Here is an 18,106-nt window from a genome sequence, read left to right as displayed (position 1 = left end):
TTAATCCTCCAAGTACCCGAATTTACCATTGTTAAAATCCTTAAAAGCCTCCAGCAGCTCCTCTTTGGTGTTCATGACAAATGGCCCATGTGCCGCGATAGGCTCATTAATGGGCTCGCCACTCATTAACAAGGCAACCGCATCCTCAGTTGCTTCGATTTCAAAAGTGTCGCCATCATTTGCCATCAATGCCAAATGGTCTGTGGGGATTTCTACCTTGCCGTTTATCACAATATTGCCTTCCAGAACAAGCAGGGCAGTGTTGTAGTGGGCAGGAAGCTCTAACACTGCTTTGCCCCCTTTATTTAATCTGGCATTGAACAAGTGGATAGGCGTAAAAGTTGAAGCGGCGCCTTTTATTCCTTTGTGTTCGCCTGCAATTACTTCTACAAACCCTGCTTTGCCTTCCAGTTCATAGCGCTTGATGTCCTGGTTCTTGATGGCTTGGTATTTAGGAGTGCTCATTTTGTCCTTTTTTGGCAAATTGACCCAAAGCTGCACCATCTGGAAATCGCCGCCTTTTTTGCTCCATTCTTCTTCGTGGTATTCTTTGTGCAGCACACCCCGGGCAGCTGTCATCCACTGGACGTCGCCTTCGCCAATTACGCCCCCGCCGCCACTGCTGTCGTGGTGCTGCACTTTTCCTTTGTAAGCAATAGTTACAGTTTCGAAGCCACGGTGTGGATGTACCCCTACGCCTTTTGGCTTGTGAGTCGGTGGGAAGTTATAGGTGGAATTATAGTCCAGCATAAGGAACGGGTTCATTCGCTGCATGTCCATCCTATAGCCACCAGGAATAAAGTTGTGAACCCGGAAACCATCGCCAACAAAGTGGGGTGCCCCCGGACTTGCTACTAATTCTACAGTTCTTGTTTTCATGACTATCAAATTTTATAGCACAAAATTAGTCTCCGGGGGGCTTACGCGCATTGATGTATGGTAAGAAACCAACCTCAAAAATTTTTTCGTGCCAGTTCCTTTCTAACCCGGCTTAGGCTTTCCGGTGTAATGCCCAAATAGGAAGCAACCATGGTTTGAGGTACCCGCAGCAATATGTCGGGATACATTTTTACAAACTGTAAATACCGGTCTTCAGCAGATGTGCTTAACAGTAGGTTAATTCTGTTCTGTAAATGCCTGATGTGATTGTGAAGCAAATGATTGTTGAATTCTGTGAAAGCGGGAAACTTTCGGGAAAGCAAATGCATGAAGTCCTCATCCATTAGCACCACCTCACTGTCCTCCAATGCCTGAATGTAATAAGCTGATGGCTGATTGAAATATGCACTTTCCCTATCGGTAACGAACCAATTTTCAGGGGCAAAGGAAAGGATATGCTCCTTCCCTTTTTCATCGATCGAAAACAGGCGCAGAAGTCCGCTTTCAACGAAGAAAATACGGTTACAATGTTCGTCTTTGCGAAGCAGAAATTGCCCTTTTCTAAATGTCTCTTTGGTGCAGTTTTCAACTATGGATGAGATCCCGTTTTCATCGATTTCAAGGTTTGAAATCAGATATGTTTTCAGGTTAAAGCCTTTCATATTTATTCAGAATGTCAATCTCCATTACCACATCACCTCTGTCTTCAAGATCTTTATGTTGTCTATCATCTATAGTTTGTATTTAGATTGCCCCTACGCGTTATTCGTGCAGCTGGTGGGTGAAGCGTAGCTGAGCATTAAAGCTGCACCTTGTTACCTGCTTTTGTTTTCTACTTCTTCGTAGAGTCAAGTAAGTCTGCCATCTGCTGATACCACTCAAGGTATGCTCCGTCAGGCTGGAACTTGTTTTTAAATTCCTTAAAGTATACCTCTGCTTTTTCGCTTCCTGAAGCTGCTGCAAGCATCAGGCTATTCGCCAGTTTCATTTTTCCCTCCGTGTACTCTATGGTCGCTTCATTCTGTTTTTGCCATTGTGTAGATTCATACTCTTGTAGCGACTGGTCAATTTGGCTTTGCCTATACTTTACTTTCGGGTTCAGCTTCTTCTCTCTCAGAAGGCTCCCATTTTCATAGTAGAAGCTCTCTGTCAGCCACTTCACTTTCACTAAATCCCGATGGTCGCCCATAGCGAGAAGTTCTAATTTTTGTAGCTGTAGTGTGTCCTGCACAAACACCAATTCATACTCTTCTACTGCGCTCCAAAAGCCGATGATGCTGTCATTTCCGCACACTGATAGCACGAATTCAGAATAGATATTTTTCCCATCCTTTTTTTCGGAGTAGCCACAGATAAGGAGCTTACTGCCGTTGGAAAAAATGAAAGCTGTGTCGGGCTTTGGTCCTGCAAACTCAGAAGCCGCACATTTATCACAGCCAGCCTCAGGCGCACCTATTTCACCTACTTCTTCTGATCCCGCAATTAGCTCTACTTCCTGCTGCTGCTTAGGAGCACAACCAGCTATAAGTAGATAAAGAAGTAAGTATGGATTCCTCATAATATAAATCACGCTAAACCTGCTTTGCCCTGTTGTGAAGTATGCCTCCAGCCGGGCATAGTCGCTGTGGTTAGTGGAGTAACTGTAATCCATTGTTCCCAGCGTGCCGCCGCCCGGCATGGTGTAAGCACCGTGTTATATCAACGAGTCTTTAGCTGCCGGCGTTAGCTCAGGAGCATGCTCCAGCGTAAGTGTTTTGAATACCTCCTCTGTCGTTTGCCCCAGCGACAGCTGTGCAACTAAGAAAAGGAGGGTAATGATCAGAAGGGCTTGTTTCATTGGGAGGTGATGGGTGGGTGTGTACTACTTGCAAGGCTTTAGCAAAAGAGTATATCTAGGGTTAGCCAAGGTAGTTCTTCATTATGTTTGCAATTCTGTTCCTTGCCTGATTATACCAAACAAGGTAAACTAAGACCATTATTAATATTACTCCGAAGCTGCTGCTGACTAACCCTAGCATCATTGCTATACTACCAAGGTTAACTGTAAATATGAACGTTACCAAAGATATCACCATTAAAGCTACAGGTGTTATTTTTAGAACCGGAATTTTGTTAGTTATAAAATAAGATATTCCACCTAAAATAAAGAGCGATATTGAATCGTAAATGATTATCAAATAATGAAGTCCTGCCTCAGTAGTATAAATAAAGAGCGAAAGAGATGTTATTAATGCTGCTATTAGTAAAATAACCGTTATCAAGATCATTCTACTTTCTCCCATTTTATACTTATCTACATTGACCAAAGTGCTTGGCAGCTGCAACTTCTATCAATGTACTTTTACGTTTGTTAAAATTCTTATTTCAGATTCGCCAGTCTTAACGTATACTTTCGATGTTGAGCTGTCTAACCAGCCAGTCTTGTGGTCAAACAAATAGGTTGTTAAGTTTACCATATCCTGGTAGTTGGTCTTGTCTTTACCCGCCTCTTGTATACTATCACCCAATATTTCGTTTAGGGATTCATGTATTTTAATATTTAACTCAATCTCTTGAACATCTCCAGTTGTAGATTTTGAGTGGTAAGTCAGAGTGGCTGGGAGTTCTTCCCCCGTTTTAGGGTTAGGCATAGTAATCGCCTCAACTATGTCCCCATTGATAGGATTCTGAATATTGTATACAGACAGAAGCTCTGAGGATTCTTTCGCTATGAGAGCTTGAAGCTGAACACTAATTGCTTCTTGGTTTTGAGTTAGCATTTGAAGAGAGGCCATTTCTTCATCATTTACCTGCCTTGTGCCTTTGGCAAGCTTAACTTTTTCCAGAAACGCCTTTAGATAAATGTCAAAGTCGACGATGTCAATTACTTCTCCGTTTTCAGAAACCTTTACTTTGTAAGGAATTCTAAGTTTGCTGAGATCTTTTAAAACATCTTTTGCATTATCCAACCCGGTCAAGATGTCTTCCAACGAGTCAACTGATGTCGACATAGATAAATCGCCTGTCGGTTGATGTGCTATTTTAACTATATAATCTTGTCCGACTTTTTCGGTTATTGTCACCTTTACATTTTTCTCATATGCTGCATTCATAATCGTATCAGAGCCAGTCTTCACGAACAACGATCCTTTTTCATTGAAAACTTTTGAGTCGCCAGTCCTCCATTTAGGTTTTATTATTTCCTCTTTCATGTACTCTTTACTACAACCAATTGCCGAAATCAAAAGCACTATGAGTAAGATTCGTATCATTTTTGAGTTGTCTGTAATGCTGTGGCTGCCAACGTTAGTCGTGCAGCCGATGGGGGAGGGGTAGCTGGGCATAAAGGCTGAACTATGTTTTCGTGGTACAACCCCTTGTGCTTACTATTCCCATGTGTCGTTATTATATTCTCTGTTAATGCTAATGGTGTGACTATAGCAAGTGTGAGGTTTCAATGTAGATTACATTAATGTAATAGATTTATTTCTGGCACTCAGAGCACATTAAATTTAAAATTGATGTTGCACGCATATTCCTACTTAAACTCTTCTGCGAAGGAATCGTCCCACTTGAATGCATTTACAATCCAACCGTTATTGTTTTTGTAATAAGTAAATATTAGTCGTATGGCTGTATTTTCATACCTTATTAAAAAGGTTTCTCTTATAGCAATATCGGAAATAGTTTCGTTCTTAACTTTTAATGTTCCAATTGGTTTGCCAAAACGCTCTTCAATTAGATTTAAATATTTTATTGTTTTTTCTTCGATTGGATCAAGTTCATTTTGAGGCATTGGCCAATAGGGAGTCAGTTGGGCAAAAGATTCAGCTATTTTATTTGACTTAAATAAATCAACGACCTTTTCAGATAATTCATGAGTCTCATTTACATTTTTTAAAAACTTGTCTTGTGCAGATAGGCTCAGGCTGATCAGTGATAGTGTTAATGCAGTAAATAGCTTTTTCATATTCATATTTTTGACTTTGTACAAATTTGGTATAAACATAAATTCCACCATTTATCTTCCCAAATCAGGCTGCTAAACGGAGTTGGACTATCGGTTATACTATATAGCAAAGTATAAATAAATCAGCTGTTAAAAAAAAAGCGGCTGACCTTAGTAGAGCCAGCCGCTAAAAAATACGATTTAAATAATGCTTAATGCGCCTGCAGACACTCGTGCAGGATCTCAGAGAAGCGGTATACTTCCTCGAAGCTGTTGTAGAGCGGGGTAGGGGCCACGCGGATCACGTTCGGTTCACGGTAATCCACGATAATGCCTGCGTCCATCAGCATGTTAAACAGCTTGCGGGCATCTTTCTTCACCAGCAAGGAGATCTGGCAACCACGGGCCTGCGGGTCGCTGGGGGTGATCATCTCCATCACGTCCTGGCCGGCGTGCACATCATCGATCAGGTATTCCAGGTAGCCGGTTAGTTTTTCGCTTTTCGCGCGCAGGTTGTCCATGCCGGCTTCATCAAACAGCTCCAGCGAGGCGCGGTGTATGGCAAAGGGTATGATCTGGCCGTTGCTCAGTTGCCAGCCTTCGGCGCCTTGCATCGGTATAAAGCCTTTCTTCATCTGGAAGCGCGCCTCGGCATCGTGCCCCCACCAGCCGGCGAAGCGCGGCAGGTCCGGGTTGTTGCCGTGGCGCTCGTGCACAAACACGCCAGACGTACCGCCCGGCCCGGAGTTCAGGTATTTGTAAGTACACCACACGGCAAAGTCTACATTCCAGTCGTGCAGCTTAACAGGCACGTTGCCGGCAGCATGCGCCAGGTCGAAACCAACCACAGCTCCCACTTCGTGGCCCGCTTTGGTGATGGCCTCCATGTCGAATATTTGGCCGGTGTAGTAGTTAATGCCACCCATCATTACCAGCGCCAGCTCCTCGCCGTGCTCCCTTATACTTACCAGAATATCCTCGGTGCGCAGCGTGTGCTCGCCCTCCCGCGGAAACAGCTCCACCACGGCCTCATCCGGGTTGTACCCATGAAAACGAGTCTGCGACTCCAACGCATACTGGTCCGACGGAAATGCCCCGCCCTCGGTAATGATCTTGAAGCGCTTGCCCTCTGGGCGGTAAAACGATACCAGCATCAGGTGCAGGTTCACGGTCAGCTGGTTCATGATCACGACCTCGCTCTCTTTGGCGCCTACCACGCGGGCAGCACCAGGGGCTAATAGCTCATGGTAGTTAAACCAAGGCTCCTGTCCTTTAAAGTGGCCTTCTACCGCCAGGTTAGCCCATTTATACATCTCGTTGTCGATGTACATCTGCGCCGATTTTGGCTGTATGCCCAGCGAGTTGCCACAGAAATAGATGGCGTCGCGGCCGTTTACCTGCGGAAAATGAAAGCGCTCTCTGAAATGAAAAAGCGGGTCTTGCCGGTCCTGCTCCTGCGCAAAGGCAAGCGTGTTCTGATAGTTCATACTGTTGTGCGGATGTCTTTATACTTTCAGCTGCCGGGGCAGCTATTGTTTCTTCTTGTCGCTAAGTTAAGCATTTGGGGAGGATTATGCGTGGCTAGGGAATTGGAATGAACTTACAAGCATTAATCTCTCCTGCTGAGGCAAACCCCTAATGAAACCTGGAAAACCTGGTTCTTAATTTTGCCCCCTTCCTCGCTTAGGTTAAACAGGCCAACCTGATGTCGGGCACTGATAGTCAATTTGCCTTCATTGCCAACAGAAAGGCCATAGGCAAAGCCGAAATCTTGCCCGTTGCCGTTGTACTGGGCTGGGTAACTATCAGTTTCTACTTTGTCGGCAAGCAAGAAAGCGGCATAAGGGCCTGCCTGTATACTAAAGCTTGGTGCGGGGAAAACCTTCAGCATGACAGGTACTACTACATAGTGCATGCGCAGGTGCCCGTTCCGGAGCGCCGCACCTTGTGCTGAGTATTGAATCTCTGGCTGTACGCCAAAGCTCTGCGACTCCATGTACAAAGCGTACAAGCCACCATGGAAGCCTGTTTGCATCGAAGTGCCTTCTGCGTCACCGGTGAAGCGGGTAAAATTAGCTCCAGCCTTCACTCCGATATACCTGTTTGGCGGTTCATCTGCATTGGAGCTCTGAGAGAATCCTTTCCCCGATAAAAGTAGAAGGGGGAGTAAAATTGTGTAAAGTTTGTTCATTGGCGTTTTTTAAAGTGTAGGTACGTAAATAGCAGATGTTGTTTCTCGCACAAAAAAGCCCGACCAATGATGGCCGGGCTCTCTTGCAAGTATAAATCTCGCTTAAAACTCTGCGTTCTGCGGGGTTCTCGGGAAAGGGATTACGTCGCGGATGTTGCCCATGCCGGTTACGAACTGCACCATGCGCTCGAAGCCAAGGCCGAAGCCTGCGTGCGGACAGCCCCCGAAACGGCGGGTGTCCAGGTACCACCACAGGGCCTCCTCCTCAATGCCCACGCCTTTCATGCGCTCCACAAGTATGTCCATACGCTCCTCACGCTGCGAGCCGCCCACAATCTCGCCAATGCCCGGGGCAAGTATGTCCATGGCGGCTACGGTTTTGCCGTCGTCGTTCAGGCGCATGTAGAAGGCCTTGATATCTTTTGGATAATCCGTCACGATCACCGGCTTCTTGAAGTGCTTCTCCACTAGGTAGCGCTCGTGCTCGCTCTGCAGGTCAATGCCCCACTTCACGTCGTACTGGAACTTCTTTTTCTTGTAGTGGTTCGAGTTCAGCAGGATGTCGATGGCATCGGTATAGGTTACGCGCTCAAAGTCGTTGTTCACCACAAATTCCAGCTTCTCCAGTAGCGTCATCTCCTGGCGCTCGTTTTGCGGCTTGCTCTTGTCTTCCTCTGCCAAACGCTGGCCCAGGAACTCGATGTCCTCGCGGTTGTTTTCCAGCGCGTAGCGGATGATGTACTTGATAAACTCCTCGGCCAGGTCGGCGTTCATCTTCAGGTCGTAGAAAGCCATCTCCGGCTCGATCATCCAGAACTCAGCCAGGTGGCGCGTGGTGTTGGAGTTCTCGGCACGGAAAGTAGGTCCGAAAGTATAAATGTCACTGAAAGCCATGGCCGCCAGCTCGCCCTCCAACTGTCCCGATACCGTCAGGTTGGTGGCTCTTCCGAAAAAATCCTCCTCGTAGTTTACCTGCCCGTTCTCTGTCAGCGGCGGGTTGATCGGATCCAGTGTGGTGACGCGGAACATCTCGCCGGCACCCTCTGCGTCTGATGCCGTGATGATCGGCGTGTGCATGTACACAAAGCCCTTCTCGTTGAAGAACCTGTGCACGGCAAAAGCCAGCGAGTTACGCACGCGGAACACAGCCCCGAAGGTGTTGGTGCGGAAGCGCAGGTGCGCGATTTCGCGCAAAAACTCCAGCGAGTGCGCCTTCTTCTGCAGCGGGTAAGTCTCCGGGTCGGCTTTGCCCAGCACTTCTATACTTGTCGCCTGAATCTCGTAGACCTGTCCTTTGCCCTGCGAGGCCACCAGTTCACCGGTAACAGCTATGGCAGCGCCGGTGGTTACGTCCTTCAGCGATTCTTCGCTAAATTTCTCGGCATCAGCTACTACCTGTACATTGTTTATCGTGGAGCCGTCGTTAACGGCAATAAAGCTCACATACTTGTTTCCGCGCTTCGTGCGCACCCAGCCTTTCAGCAATACCTCTTTGCCTACCTCGGCCCCCTGTAGCAGATCTTTAACTTTTGTGCGTTGCATGTGTATGGTTGTTGTTACCCTGAAGGTACGGTTTATCCTCTAGAATATAAATTTAAAATGATGCAGTTTGCGCCTTCCCGGTTCCTGCGTCTCCGGAGCAGCCAGGCTATACTTTAATGCAAAGCTTTGCCGTTATCCGGATGTATGGCCGCCCCGGCAGCAAACTTTGAGCCAGACAGGAGCGCAGCCATACTTGTAAAAGCATTGGCCTTAGGCCCTGTAACTTGCGTTTTTCTAAAAATCCCTCAAAGTAACGATATTTTAACCTTTTTTGTAAATGCGAGTAAAATTATCCTAAATTTGAGATAGCGCAGATGGGCGCAGATTTTTTCTTTATAAACTATGCAGCGACTCGATTTAAGACAACTCTTATCACAGAAGTTATCGCCGCAGCAGATACAATTTATCAAGCTGCTGCAGATACCTACTGCTGAGTTGGAGATGCGCATAAAAGAGGAGCTGGAGATAAACCCTGCGCTGGAGGAAGGCCGTGAGGAGCCAGCCGAAGAGTATAGCGAAACATCGGAGGAGTATGAGGAGGAGTACAGCAAGGATGATGACATCGACCTGAACGATTACCTGAACGACGACGAGATAAGCGGCTACAAAATGCAGGGCGACCGCGGAGGCGACGAAGAAGACAAGGAAATGCCGATTGCCATGGCCTCCACGCTAACTGACTCGCTGCTGGACCAACTGGGCTTTCTGGACCTCGACGACAGGCAGTATAACATCGGCATGCAGCTCATCGGCAGCATCGACCACGATGGCTACATCCGCCGCGATTTGAGCTCCATTGCCAACGACCTGGCCTTTTCGCAGAACATCGAGACGACTGAGGAGGAGATAGAGCAGGTGCTGCACCTGGTCCAAACCTTCGACCCGGCCGGCATCGCTGCCCGCGACTTGCCCGAGTGCCTTTTGCTGCAGCTGGAGCGCCGCGAGCAGGATGAAATCACGCTGCTGGCCGAGCGCATCATCCGTCAGGCGTTCGATGAGTTCACCAAAAAGCATTACCAGAAGATCATCTCCAGGTTTAATGTAACGGAGGAGGAGCTGAAGAAGGCCATCGATGTGATCACCAGGCTAAACCCGAAACCAGGCGGTGCCGGTGCCAGCATGACGCGCGTGCAGTACATCATCCCCGATTTTATACTTACGAACAACAACGGGCAGCTGGAGCTGTCGCTTAACTCGCGCAACGCCCCGGACCTGCGCATCAGTCGCTCCTACGCCGATATGTTCGACGCCTATGACAAATCGGACAAAAAGGACAAGAAGCTGAAGGAAACCGTGGCCTTTGTGAAGCAGAAGCTGGATGCGGCCAAGTGGTTTATCGATGCCATCCGCCAGCGGCAGAACACGCTGCTGCGCACCATGGAGGCCATCATCAAATACCAGCACGACTTTTTCCTGGAAGGCGATGAGAGCGAGCTGCGCCCGATGATCCTGAAGGACATTGCCGAGGAGATCGGGATGGACATCAGCACCGTGAGCCGCGTGGCCAACAGCAAGGCCGTGCAGACGGAGTTCGGCATTTACCCGCTCAAGTATTTCTTCTCCGAGGGCATTGCCACCGACTCCGGCGAGGACGCCAGCAGCCGCGAGGTGAAGCATATCCTTAAGGAGATCATCGACAATGAGAACAAGCGCAAGCCGCTTTCTGACGAGAAGATAGAGAAGCTCCTGAACGAGAAAGGCTACAACATTGCCCGCCGCACCGTGGCCAAGTATAGAGAGCAGCTGAACATTCCGGTGGCCCGCCTGCGTAAAGAGCTTTAAATTGATTGTTGAATTGTTGGATGGTTAAATTGTTGATTTAGGTGCAGGATTCATACGGCTTGCAGTTTGTCGCTATTTTACTGTCTAACTTCCCAACTTTCTAACTCTTAAACTTTCTAACTCTCTAACTCTCAAACTGCTCTGTGAACCGTTCGCTCGCGAAAGTCCTGTCTGTAGTGTTTCACCCGCTGCTGCTGCCCACGTACCTTTTCGCTGTTATACTTTATTATATGCCTGTCGCCACGCTTACGCTGCCCCTGCATGTGCGCTGGGTAGTGCTGGCCATGATCTTCTTTTCCACGTTTGTGATACCGGCTGTGGCAGCCCTGGCCATGGTGCGCCTCGGCTACCTGGACTCGCTGGAGATGGACAGGCGGGAGCAGCGTGGTTTTCCGTTGCTGTTCACGGCCGTATGCTATGCCGCCACGGCATACCTGTTTCACCGCGAGCCCGCTTACGATGCTATTTTCTACTTTGTGATGGGCATTGTCGCGGCAGCGGTCTTCCTGGCATTTTTCATCTCGCAGTTCTGGAAGATCAGTGCCCACAGTATAGGGATGGGCGGTGCGCTGGGGCTGTTGCTGGTGCTGCATGCGCTTGCCCCCGAAGCCAGGCTCCTGTACCCGATCGCAATGGCAGCCGTACTGGCCGGTGCCGTGATGTCGGCGCGGCTGGCCTTGCAGGCGCATACCCCGGCCGAAGTATACGCCGGTTTTGGCAGCGGCCTGCTCCTGGCCCTGGCCGCTTCGGTGGCGCTGCAGTAATAAACAATCGCCCACGCTCCCGAAACTAAAATCAGCGAAAGTATACTTTAGAGCACAGTTTGCAGGCATTGCTTTTTTATGGCAGGAGTGGCAGCAAATAGCCGGCTATACTTTACGCCAATTCATTACCCCAATTGTAAATCGTAACGTATAAAATATTTTATAAATAACTTGTTTTAATTTATTTTATATGCTTATGCCGCGCAAGATATTACTCCTGCTTTTGTGTTGCCTGCTGCTTGTGGCAACGCCTATGTATGCTCAGACCAACTGCGCTGATTACCAGTTGCTGCGCGAAAACGCTGCCTACGAGCTGCTAACCTATAACCAGAAAGACAAGCAGACGGGCCGGGTGACCTACCAGGTGAAAGACATTAACCGCAACGACGGAAAAGTGGAAGCCACCATTCAAAGCCAGGTGTATGACGAGAAAGGCGAAATGGCAACCGAAGGTGAGTTCAGGATAGGCTGCGATAACGGCAGCATCTGGATGGACATGCAGCCGATGATGAACCAAACCCCAATGGGCGACCAGCAGAGTATGGACATGACCATGGAAGGCGATAAGATGTTGTACCCCAGCAACCTGCAGGCTGGGCAAAAGCTAGAGGATGGCACCATGACGATGGAGATGAAAGGCCAGGGCAGTGCGCAAAGTATGATGACCATGGTGATGAAAATCACGAACCGCACTGTAGAGGCAAAGGAAAAGGTACAAGTGCCCGCCGGCTCCTTCGATAGCTACAAGATCCGGTATAACACAGAAATGGAAAACCGCGCCATGGGCATGAAGATGCCGGGGATGCGCATGGAAACAGTAGAGTATTATGTGCCTGAGATAGGAGTGGTGCGCTCCGAGAACTACCGAAATGGCAAGCTGATGTCTTACTCCGTGCTCAGCAAGATCAAGTAAACGGCCCAGTCCGTCGTTCGCGTGACAGCACCGTTGCCATTTGCCTGGGTAGCGGTGCTGTTTTGCGTTATCAGAAAGAGTAGCCCAGCGACACGTTGAGCTGTGGCGACGGAACCACAAAAATGGCAGAGTTGTCTTCGGCTATCAGCGTATGGCCAATAATGTGGTCAGGCAACAGCTCGTCGGCGCCTTTGGCCAGGGCATACTTCAGGCGGGCCCCCAGCGCCCCAGACACTTCCAGGGTTATCTTTCTGCCTAACAGAAACTGCCCGCCCAACTGGTAGTTCAGTTCCAGCGTGTTCTGGTACAGGCGGCCCACAAAGCGGTAATCCGGGTCGGCGGGGTCCTGAAAAGGACGGTCGAACGCGTTCTTCTCGAATACCATGAAGCGGTACCCGAACAGCGGACCGTGAAAGAAGCCGAAAGGCACGGCATCGTGTTTCTTAGAAGTATAATAACGCTGCGCCATACGCACATGAACGCCGCCTACGCTCACGGCCTCGGGCAGAAAATCATCGCTCTTAAAGTATGCCTGGTACACGTAGCTCAGGCCAAACTCGTTCGAAACCCTGTCGGTGCGCATTTTTTCATAAGAGAAATATACCTCGCCGATCTGCAGCGGGTGCAGCTTCAGCACGCGGTCATGGGCCGGGTCAGCGGTGGCTTCTTCGGTATCCTGGGCCATAACTCGGCTATACGGCAGCAGCATCAGCAGGCAAAGGAGGGCAAAGGCAGAACAGGCATTTTTCATAGTTTTTTTCTTTGAGGCGGATGCGGAGAGGTAAAAAGGTTGTCTCCAGTACTTTACACTAACGATGGGATTTTGTTGCAGCCTACGTCGGCTTTTGAATGCCGCAACAGGCTATTAGATAACTCCAGCGAGTGGTAGGCGTATAAATATGCTGCAGAAATATTTACACTAATTTTAACAAAATAAAGCTATGAAAAAAGTTATTTCAACAGGTATGATGGCAGCCGCTGTGTTGTTTGCTGTGGCTTGTAACCAGGAGAAGGGAGCAGTAGAAGAAGCCCAGGAAACAAATGAGCAGATGGTTGAAGAAACCTCCATGGAAGACCAAATGACCGAGATGTCTGACTTTATGACGAAAGCAGCCAGCGGCGGCATGATGGAGGTGGAACTGGGTAAGATGGCGCAGGAGAAGGGCCAGCATGCCGACGTAAAAAGCTTTGGGCAGATGATGGTAACAGACCACACGAAAGCAAACGATGAACTGAAGCAACTAGCCAGCCAGAAGAATGTTACCCTGCCCGACAGCATGGGTGAAAAGCACATGGACCATGTGAAGGAGCTGCAGGAGAAAACCGGCGCTGAGTTCGACAAAGCTTACATGAGCCTGATGGTAGACGACCACGAAGAGGACGTGAAAATGTTTGAGGATGCCGCCGAGAACATGCAAGACGCGGATGTGAAAGCATTTGCCAGCAAAACAGTTACCACGCTGCGCCAGCACCTGGACCGGGCGCAACAGATAGATAGTACCCTGCAGGCGCAGAAGTAGCAGCTGTGCCGGCAGATGGTTTTTATAAAGCATCTGTAAGTCTTATCTTGCAGGTGCTTTATACATTATAAGCCAAATTCAACATGAGAAAAAGTATACCAAGTGTATTTGCCCTGATAGCCCTGCTATTTGCCACTGCCTGCAGCTCCGACGACAGTATAGAGCAGGCTGCAGAGCAAAGTGTGCAGCAGTTTAAAGAGGCTGGGGTGCAGGAAGATATGCGCAACGACGCTATTTTTGTAGCAGAGGCGGCAAGTGCCAGCATGCTGCAGGTGCAGCTAGGCGAGGCAGCCGCCGGCATGGCCGTAAGCCCCGAAGTAAAAGGCCTGGCGCAGGAGATGGTGCAGGCGCACCAAAATATGCTGAACGACCTACGCAACGTGGCCGACGAGAATAACTTTGTGCTGCCCACTACTTTAGGCGAGGCGCATCACGAAGTATACCAGACGGTAACCGAAAAGTCAGGCATCTCTTTCGACCTGAGCTACCTGAAGCACATTGTGGAGCAGAACGAAAAGCTGGTAGACCGCTACGACGACATGGCCAGCCACGCGCAGGTAATGGCCCTGAAGCAGTACGCCAGCAAGCAGCTGCCCCTCCTCAGAGAGCATCAGCAGATACTGGAGAGACTGGAAAACTCGCTGGATAACCTATAAAAGTATAAATCCCGCTGCCAGGTTACGGTAGCGGGATTTATACTTATAGACGGTAGCAGCTTTATTCGGCGGCCTCCTGTTCGTTATTTTCGCGGTAATGGCTGGTGGCCAGCTCCTCCTTCAGGAAACGCGAGGTATAGCCTTTCTTAACCTTGGCCACCTCTTCCGGCGTGCCCTGCGCCACAATCGTGCCGCCACCTTCGCCACCTTCCGGGCCAATATCAATTATCCAGTCGGCTATTTTTATCAGGTCCAGGTTGTGCTCGATGATGAGGACCGTGTTGCCCTTGTCTGTTAATTTATGCAGCACATCGGATAGGTGCTTGATGTCCTGAAAGTGCAGGCCTGTGGTTGGTTCATCCAGAATGTACAGCGTTTTGCCCGTGTCTTTCTTTGATAGCTCCGTGGCCAGTTTCACGCGCTGCGCCTCACCGCCGGATAAAGTCGTGGCCTGCTGGCCCAGGGTAATGTAGCCAAGGCCCACATCGTTCAGCGTCTTTATCTTGCGCAGGATGCGCGGCTGGCTCTCAAAGAACTCCACAGCCTGCTCCACGGTCATGTCCAGCACGTCGGTAATGCTTTTGCCTTTAAAGCGCACCTCCAGCGTTTCGCGGTTATAGCGCTTGCCTTTGCACACCTCACACGGCACGTATACGTCCGGCAAAAAGTTCATCTCGATGGTGCGCATACCCGCGCCTTCACACGCTTCGCAGCGGCCGCCCTTCACGTTAAATGAGAAACGGCCCGGCGAATAGCCCCTGATCTTAGCCTCCGGCAGCTGCGCAAACAAGGTGCGGATATCCGTAAACACGCCGGTATACGTGGCTGGGTTAGAGCGCGGCGTGCGGCCAATCGGCGACTGGTCCACCTCAATCACTTTGTCCAGGTGCTCCAGACCATTTATACTTTTATAGGCCAGCGGCTCGCGCTTGGCCCTGAAAAAGTGCGTGTTCAGGATCGGGTACAGCGTATCGTGGATCAAGGATGATTTACCTGAGCCCGAAACACCCGTTACGCAGATCATCTTGCCCAGCGGCAGTTCCAGCGTCACGTTTTTCAGGTTGTGGCCGGTGGCGCCTTTCAGTATAAGTTTCTCACCGTTGCCGGGGCGTTTTACGCGCGGCACCTCAATGCCACGGCGGTTGCTCAGGAACTCGGCGGTAGTGGTGCCGGCCTGCATCATTTGCTCCGGCGTGCCGGCCGTTACTACCTGGCCGCCGTGTATACCGGCGCCCGGGCCAATATCCACCACGTAGTCCGACTGCAGGATCATGTCCTTGTCGTGCTCCACCACAATGATGGAGTTGCCCAGGTCGCGCAGGTCTTTCAGGGCATTGATGAGGCGCTCGTTGTCGCGCTGGTGCAGGCCTATACTTGGCTCATCCATGATGTACAGAACACCCACCAGCTGCGTGCCGATCTGCGTGGCCAGACGGATGCGTTGGCTCTCGCCACCCGAAAGTGTTTTTACCGGGCGGTGCAGGCTCAGGTAATCCAGACCCACATCCAGCAAAAAGCCGATACGCTTGCGTATTTCTTTCAGCAGCTCACGGGCAATCACGTTCTGGCGCTCGCTCATCCGGTCCTCCAGCCCCTCGAACCAGGCAGCCAGCTTGTTAATATCCAGCACCGAAAGCTCCCCGATGTTCTTGTTGTCGATCTTGAAGTGCAGCGATTCTTTTTTGAGCCTGTAGCCGTTGCACTCGGGGCAGGTGGTGGTTTGGGCAAAATCCTCTACCCAGCTGCGGATATTATCCGAGTCGGACTCCATCTGGTTTTTAAGGAAATTGATGATGCCCTCAAACTCCACAATGTAATTGCCCTTCTTCGTTTTAACCTCCAGGTCCTCCTCCAGGCCATAGAGCAGCACCTTCAGCACCTCCTCCGGCAAATCCTTTATCGGGGTGGCCACCGATACCTTAAAGTGCTTGAACAGCGCCTCGATCTGCTTAAAGATCCAGATGTCGCGGTACTCGCCCAGCGGGGCAATGCCGCCGCGGCGTATACTTAGGTCCCTGTCGGGTATAACAGACTCCTCCGTAATCTCCTGTATCTCTCCCAAACCGTTACACACCGGGCAGGCGCCGTAAGGCGAGTTAAACGAGAAGGAGTTCGGGGCCGGGTCGTCGTAGGCGATGCCGGTGGCGGGGTCCATGAGGTGGCGCGAGAAGAAGTGCGTCTTGTCGGCGTCCACGTCCAGTATAAGTGCGGTGCCTTTGCCGTGCGTCAGCGCGTTCTGGATAGAGCTGGACAAACGGTAGCGGTCCTCCTCCTTCACCACGATCTTGTCGATCACGATCTCGATGTCGTGGATCTTATACCTGTCCACCTGCATTTTCGGGGTAATTTCTACCAACTCCCCATCCACGCGGGCGCGAATAAAGCCCATTTTGCGGATCTGCTGGAACAGCTCGCGATAATGGCCCTTACGGCCTTTTACCACCGGTGCCAGCACGATAATGCGCTTGCCGTCGAAGTTCTCCAGTATATGGTTTACGATCTGGTCATCGCTCTGGCGCACCATTTTCTCACCGGTCACGTAGCTGTAGGCCTCGGCCGTACGCGCCCAAAGCAAACGCATAAAGTCGTAGATCTCGGTGATGGTGCCTACTGTGGAACGTGGGTTGCGGCTGGTGGTTTTTTGCTCAATGGAGATTACCGGCGACAGGCCCTCTATCTTATCCACGTCCGGTCGCTCCAGGCCGCCCATAAACGAGCGGGCGTAGGCCGAGAAGGTCTCCATATAGCGGCGCTGCCCCTCGGCATAAATGGTATCGAAGGCCAGCGACGACTTTCCAGAGCCACTAATGCCGGTAAACACGACCAGCTTGTAGCGCGGCAACTTGATGGAAATATTCTTGAGGTTATGTTCGCGGGCACCGTATACTTCGATCTGCTGCGTTTCGCCGTTGTCGGAGAAGGCAGGGGTGGTGCCGGTTGTAGTTTCTTGCGCTTGGTTAAAAGCCATTCAGGAATGCTTGATTTTAAATAGCAAAGGTATAAAATTATCAGCGCTTTGCCGTAGCTGTGCGCCAACCTATCTTAACAGAAATCAGCGGGAATAGGTTTAGCCGGGGCATCATGAAATAAAGGTTCAGTCTTCGTTTCCGTATTCTGAAGCTTGCTTCTCGTTAAGCTCCGCATGTTTGTGGCTGGTGTGGGTATACTCCTCGCGCCGGCGCTTAATAAGTTTCTGCTTCTGAAAGTAGCGGTACAGGCTATAGGCAATCAAGCATAGCCCAATTATCATCAGCACAATGCCCAAAAGCTCCATATAAGCGTGTTGCGACAGTTTAAGGGCAGCAAAACCGCCACCTGTAATGGTAAGTGCGGTGCGCAGGTAAGCCATCAGGGTACGCTCGTTCGCAAAAATGGTGCGCTCCATGGCCATCTGGTCCCGAATCTCTGAGTTCTTGCGCTCCTGCTGCTTTAGCTTTTTCCGAAGCTTCTTTAGCTCCTTTTTTTCATCGTTCTCCGTGCCCGCTGTCATAGCTGCTATGCATAGGTGTATCTGAGATATCCTGCTTTTGATTGGCCACGGCAGCGTGTACGTGGCTGGTTGGCGTGTAAGCCTCGGTATGGCGGGCTACCTCCCGTTTTTTACGGGAAAAGCGGTAATATCCAAAGCCGGCCACGGCCAAACCAGCCGGAATAAACGCAATGCCGATGGCAATGTACAGAGGGGCGTTTTCGAACACTTTGATAAAGGTGAGGCCGGCCAGTACCATGGCCATAGACGTGCGCCCATAGGCCATAAACGTACGCTCGTTGGCCAGTTTGGTGCGTTCCATGGCCAGGCTGTCGCGTATCTCCAGGTTCTGCTTCTCAGTAGCCTTTAGCTCCTGCTTTAGTTTTTGGGAGGAGCTTCCGTTCAGGGGTCTTTTCACTTCCATGCTCGTTTATACGGAAGGGAGGTACAGAGGTGCAGAAG

The 18,106-nt window shown here is 50.1% G+C and carries 19 protein-coding genes; 5 read left to right on the top strand and 14 right to left on the bottom strand.

Annotated features, from left to right (window positions below; genetic code table 11):
* From FJM65_RS16630 to asnS, 10 genes are all read right to left on the bottom strand, one after another.
* On the bottom strand, positions 1-879 hold the full coding sequence (locus FJM65_RS16630) for a pirin family protein (protein WP_140622724.1): 879 nt from the start codon (positions 877-879) through the stop codon (positions 1-3).
* A gap of 74 nt (positions 880-953) precedes the next feature.
* Complete coding sequence (locus FJM65_RS16625; RefSeq protein WP_140622722.1) at positions 954-1,541, bottom strand: Crp/Fnr family transcriptional regulator; 588 nt, start codon at positions 1,539-1,541, stop codon at positions 954-956.
* A gap of 170 nt (positions 1,542-1,711) precedes the next feature.
* On the bottom strand, positions 1,712-2,557 hold the full coding sequence (locus FJM65_RS16620) for a hypothetical protein (protein WP_181163755.1): 846 nt from the start codon (positions 2,555-2,557) through the stop codon (positions 1,712-1,714).
* Between the two features lie 15 nt (positions 2,558-2,572).
* Positions 2,573-2,716 (bottom strand): hypothetical protein, encoded by a 144-nt coding sequence (locus tag FJM65_RS21330; protein ID WP_181163754.1) that lies wholly within the window; start codon positions 2,714-2,716, stop codon positions 2,573-2,575.
* Between the two features lie 61 nt (positions 2,717-2,777).
* Positions 2,778-3,161, bottom strand: a complete 384-nt coding sequence (locus FJM65_RS16615) for a hypothetical protein (protein ID WP_140622718.1) — start codon at positions 3,159-3,161, stop codon at positions 2,778-2,780.
* 48 nt (positions 3,162-3,209) lie between these two features.
* Positions 3,210-4,070, bottom strand: a complete 861-nt coding sequence (locus FJM65_RS16610; RefSeq protein ID WP_181163753.1) for a hypothetical protein — start codon at positions 4,068-4,070, stop codon at positions 3,210-3,212.
* A gap of 326 nt (positions 4,071-4,396) precedes the next feature.
* The gene (locus FJM65_RS16605) at positions 4,397-4,834 is read right to left on the bottom strand and encodes a hypothetical protein (protein WP_219856001.1); all 438 of its coding nucleotides are present in this window, start codon (positions 4,832-4,834) and stop codon (positions 4,397-4,399) included.
* 185 nt (positions 4,835-5,019) lie between these two features.
* Positions 5,020-6,294 (bottom strand): kynureninase, encoded by a 1,275-nt coding sequence (kynU, locus tag FJM65_RS16600; protein ID WP_140622713.1) that lies wholly within the window; start codon positions 6,292-6,294, stop codon positions 5,020-5,022.
* 122 nt (positions 6,295-6,416) lie between these two features.
* Positions 6,417-6,998, bottom strand: coding sequence for a porin family protein (locus tag FJM65_RS16595; protein WP_140622711.1), 582 nt, complete (start codon positions 6,996-6,998; stop codon positions 6,417-6,419).
* Positions 6,999-7,100: 102 nt separating this feature from the next.
* Positions 7,101-8,540 carry an asparagine--tRNA ligase gene (gene asnS / locus FJM65_RS16590; RefSeq protein ID WP_140622709.1) on the bottom strand — a complete coding sequence of 480 codons (1,440 nt, stop codon included), beginning with the start codon at positions 8,538-8,540 and terminating at the stop codon, positions 7,101-7,103.
* A 342-nt stretch (positions 8,541-8,882) separates the two neighbouring features.
* On the opposite strand from asnS, the gene rpoN reads away from it, so the two are divergent.
* From rpoN to FJM65_RS16575, 3 genes are all read left to right on the top strand, one after another.
* On the top strand, positions 8,883-10,322 hold the full coding sequence (gene rpoN / locus FJM65_RS16585) for an RNA polymerase factor sigma-54 (protein WP_140622707.1): 1,440 nt from the start codon (positions 8,883-8,885) through the stop codon (positions 10,320-10,322).
* A 143-nt stretch (positions 10,323-10,465) separates the two neighbouring features.
* On the top strand, positions 10,466-11,086 hold the full coding sequence (locus FJM65_RS16580; RefSeq protein ID WP_239022992.1) for a hypothetical protein: 621 nt from the start codon (positions 10,466-10,468) through the stop codon (positions 11,084-11,086).
* 196 nt (positions 11,087-11,282) lie between these two features.
* Positions 11,283-11,999, top strand: a complete 717-nt coding sequence (locus FJM65_RS16575; protein WP_140622705.1) for a TapB family protein — start codon at positions 11,283-11,285, stop codon at positions 11,997-11,999.
* A gap of 70 nt (positions 12,000-12,069) precedes the next feature.
* On the opposite strand, the gene FJM65_RS16570 is transcribed toward FJM65_RS16575, so the two are convergent.
* Complete coding sequence (locus tag FJM65_RS16570; protein ID WP_140622703.1) at positions 12,070-12,750, bottom strand: ABC transporter ATP-binding protein; 681 nt, start codon at positions 12,748-12,750, stop codon at positions 12,070-12,072.
* A gap of 190 nt (positions 12,751-12,940) precedes the next feature.
* Here FJM65_RS16570 and FJM65_RS16565 point away from each other — a divergent pair, with 190 nt between their 5' ends.
* Complete coding sequence (locus FJM65_RS16565) at positions 12,941-13,519, top strand: DUF4142 domain-containing protein (RefSeq protein ID WP_140622701.1); 579 nt, start codon at positions 12,941-12,943, stop codon at positions 13,517-13,519.
* An 83-nt stretch (positions 13,520-13,602) separates the two neighbouring features.
* Positions 13,603-14,175 (top strand): DUF4142 domain-containing protein, encoded by a 573-nt coding sequence (locus FJM65_RS16560; protein ID WP_140622698.1) that lies wholly within the window; start codon positions 13,603-13,605, stop codon positions 14,173-14,175.
* A 61-nt stretch (positions 14,176-14,236) separates the two neighbouring features.
* Here FJM65_RS16560 and uvrA read toward each other — a convergent pair whose 3' ends face one another.
* From uvrA to FJM65_RS16545, 3 genes are all read right to left on the bottom strand, one after another.
* Positions 14,237-17,143 (bottom strand): excinuclease ABC subunit UvrA, encoded by a 2,907-nt coding sequence (uvrA, locus tag FJM65_RS16555; RefSeq protein ID WP_140622696.1) that lies wholly within the window; start codon positions 17,141-17,143, stop codon positions 14,237-14,239.
* Positions 17,144-17,269: 126 nt separating this feature from the next.
* Complete coding sequence (locus tag FJM65_RS16550) at positions 17,270-17,665, bottom strand: YidH family protein (protein ID WP_140622694.1); 396 nt, start codon at positions 17,663-17,665, stop codon at positions 17,270-17,272.
* Positions 17,640-18,068, bottom strand: a complete 429-nt coding sequence (locus tag FJM65_RS16545) for a DUF202 domain-containing protein (RefSeq protein WP_140622692.1) — start codon at positions 18,066-18,068, stop codon at positions 17,640-17,642. Before FJM65_RS16545 ends, FJM65_RS16550 begins: the two co-directional genes overlap by 26 nt.
* Between the last annotated feature and the right edge of the window lie 38 nt (positions 18,069-18,106).

Origin of the sequence: Pontibacter mangrovi, from assembly GCF_006385705.1 — a bacterium.
Classification (GTDB): domain Bacteria; phylum Bacteroidota; class Bacteroidia; order Cytophagales; family Hymenobacteraceae; genus Pontibacter; species Pontibacter mangrovi.
This window is presented reverse-complemented; position numbering and strand designations above follow the sequence as displayed.

Coding starts and splice junctions, on each gene's coding strand:
- FJM65_RS16630 (WP_140622724.1), bottom strand. CDS start 879: ATGAAAACAAGAACTGTAGAATTAGTAGCAAGTCCGGGGGCACCCCAC.
- FJM65_RS16625 (WP_140622722.1), bottom strand. CDS start 1,541: ATGAAAGGCTTTAACCTGAAAACATATCTGATTTCAAACCTTGAAATC.
- FJM65_RS16620 (WP_181163755.1), bottom strand. CDS start 2,557: ATGCCGGGCGGCGGCACGCTGGGAACAATGGATTACAGTTACTCCACT.
- FJM65_RS21330 (WP_181163754.1), bottom strand. CDS start 2,716: ATGAAACAAGCCCTTCTGATCATTACCCTCCTTTTCTTAGTTGCACAG.
- FJM65_RS16615 (WP_140622718.1), bottom strand. CDS start 3,161: ATGGGAGAAAGTAGAATGATCTTGATAACGGTTATTTTACTAATAGCA.
- FJM65_RS16610 (WP_181163753.1), bottom strand. CDS start 4,070: ATGAAAGAGGAAATAATAAAACCTAAATGGAGGACTGGCGACTCAAAA.
- FJM65_RS16605 (WP_219856001.1), bottom strand. CDS start 4,834: ATGAATATGAAAAAGCTATTTACTGCATTAACACTATCACTGATCAGC.
- kynU (WP_140622713.1), bottom strand. CDS start 6,294: ATGAACTATCAGAACACGCTTGCCTTTGCGCAGGAGCAGGACCGGCAA.
- FJM65_RS16595 (WP_140622711.1), bottom strand. CDS start 6,998: ATGAACAAACTTTACACAATTTTACTCCCCCTTCTACTTTTATCGGGG.
- asnS (WP_140622709.1), bottom strand. CDS start 8,540: ATGCAACGCACAAAAGTTAAAGATCTGCTACAGGGGGCCGAGGTAGGC.
- rpoN (WP_140622707.1), top strand. CDS start 8,883: ATGCAGCGACTCGATTTAAGACAACTCTTATCACAGAAGTTATCGCCG.
- FJM65_RS16575 (WP_140622705.1), top strand. CDS start 11,283: ATGCCGCGCAAGATATTACTCCTGCTTTTGTGTTGCCTGCTGCTTGTG.
- FJM65_RS16570 (WP_140622703.1), bottom strand. CDS start 12,750: ATGAAAAATGCCTGTTCTGCCTTTGCCCTCCTTTGCCTGCTGATGCTG.
- FJM65_RS16565 (WP_140622701.1), top strand. CDS start 12,941: ATGAAAAAAGTTATTTCAACAGGTATGATGGCAGCCGCTGTGTTGTTT.
- FJM65_RS16560 (WP_140622698.1), top strand. CDS start 13,603: ATGAGAAAAAGTATACCAAGTGTATTTGCCCTGATAGCCCTGCTATTT.
- uvrA (WP_140622696.1), bottom strand. CDS start 17,143: ATGGCTTTTAACCAAGCGCAAGAAACTACAACCGGCACCACCCCTGCC.
- FJM65_RS16550 (WP_140622694.1), bottom strand. CDS start 17,665: ATGACAGCGGGCACGGAGAACGATGAAAAAAAGGAGCTAAAGAAGCTT.
- FJM65_RS16545 (WP_140622692.1), bottom strand. CDS start 18,068: ATGGAAGTGAAAAGACCCCTGAACGGAAGCTCCTCCCAAAAACTAAAG.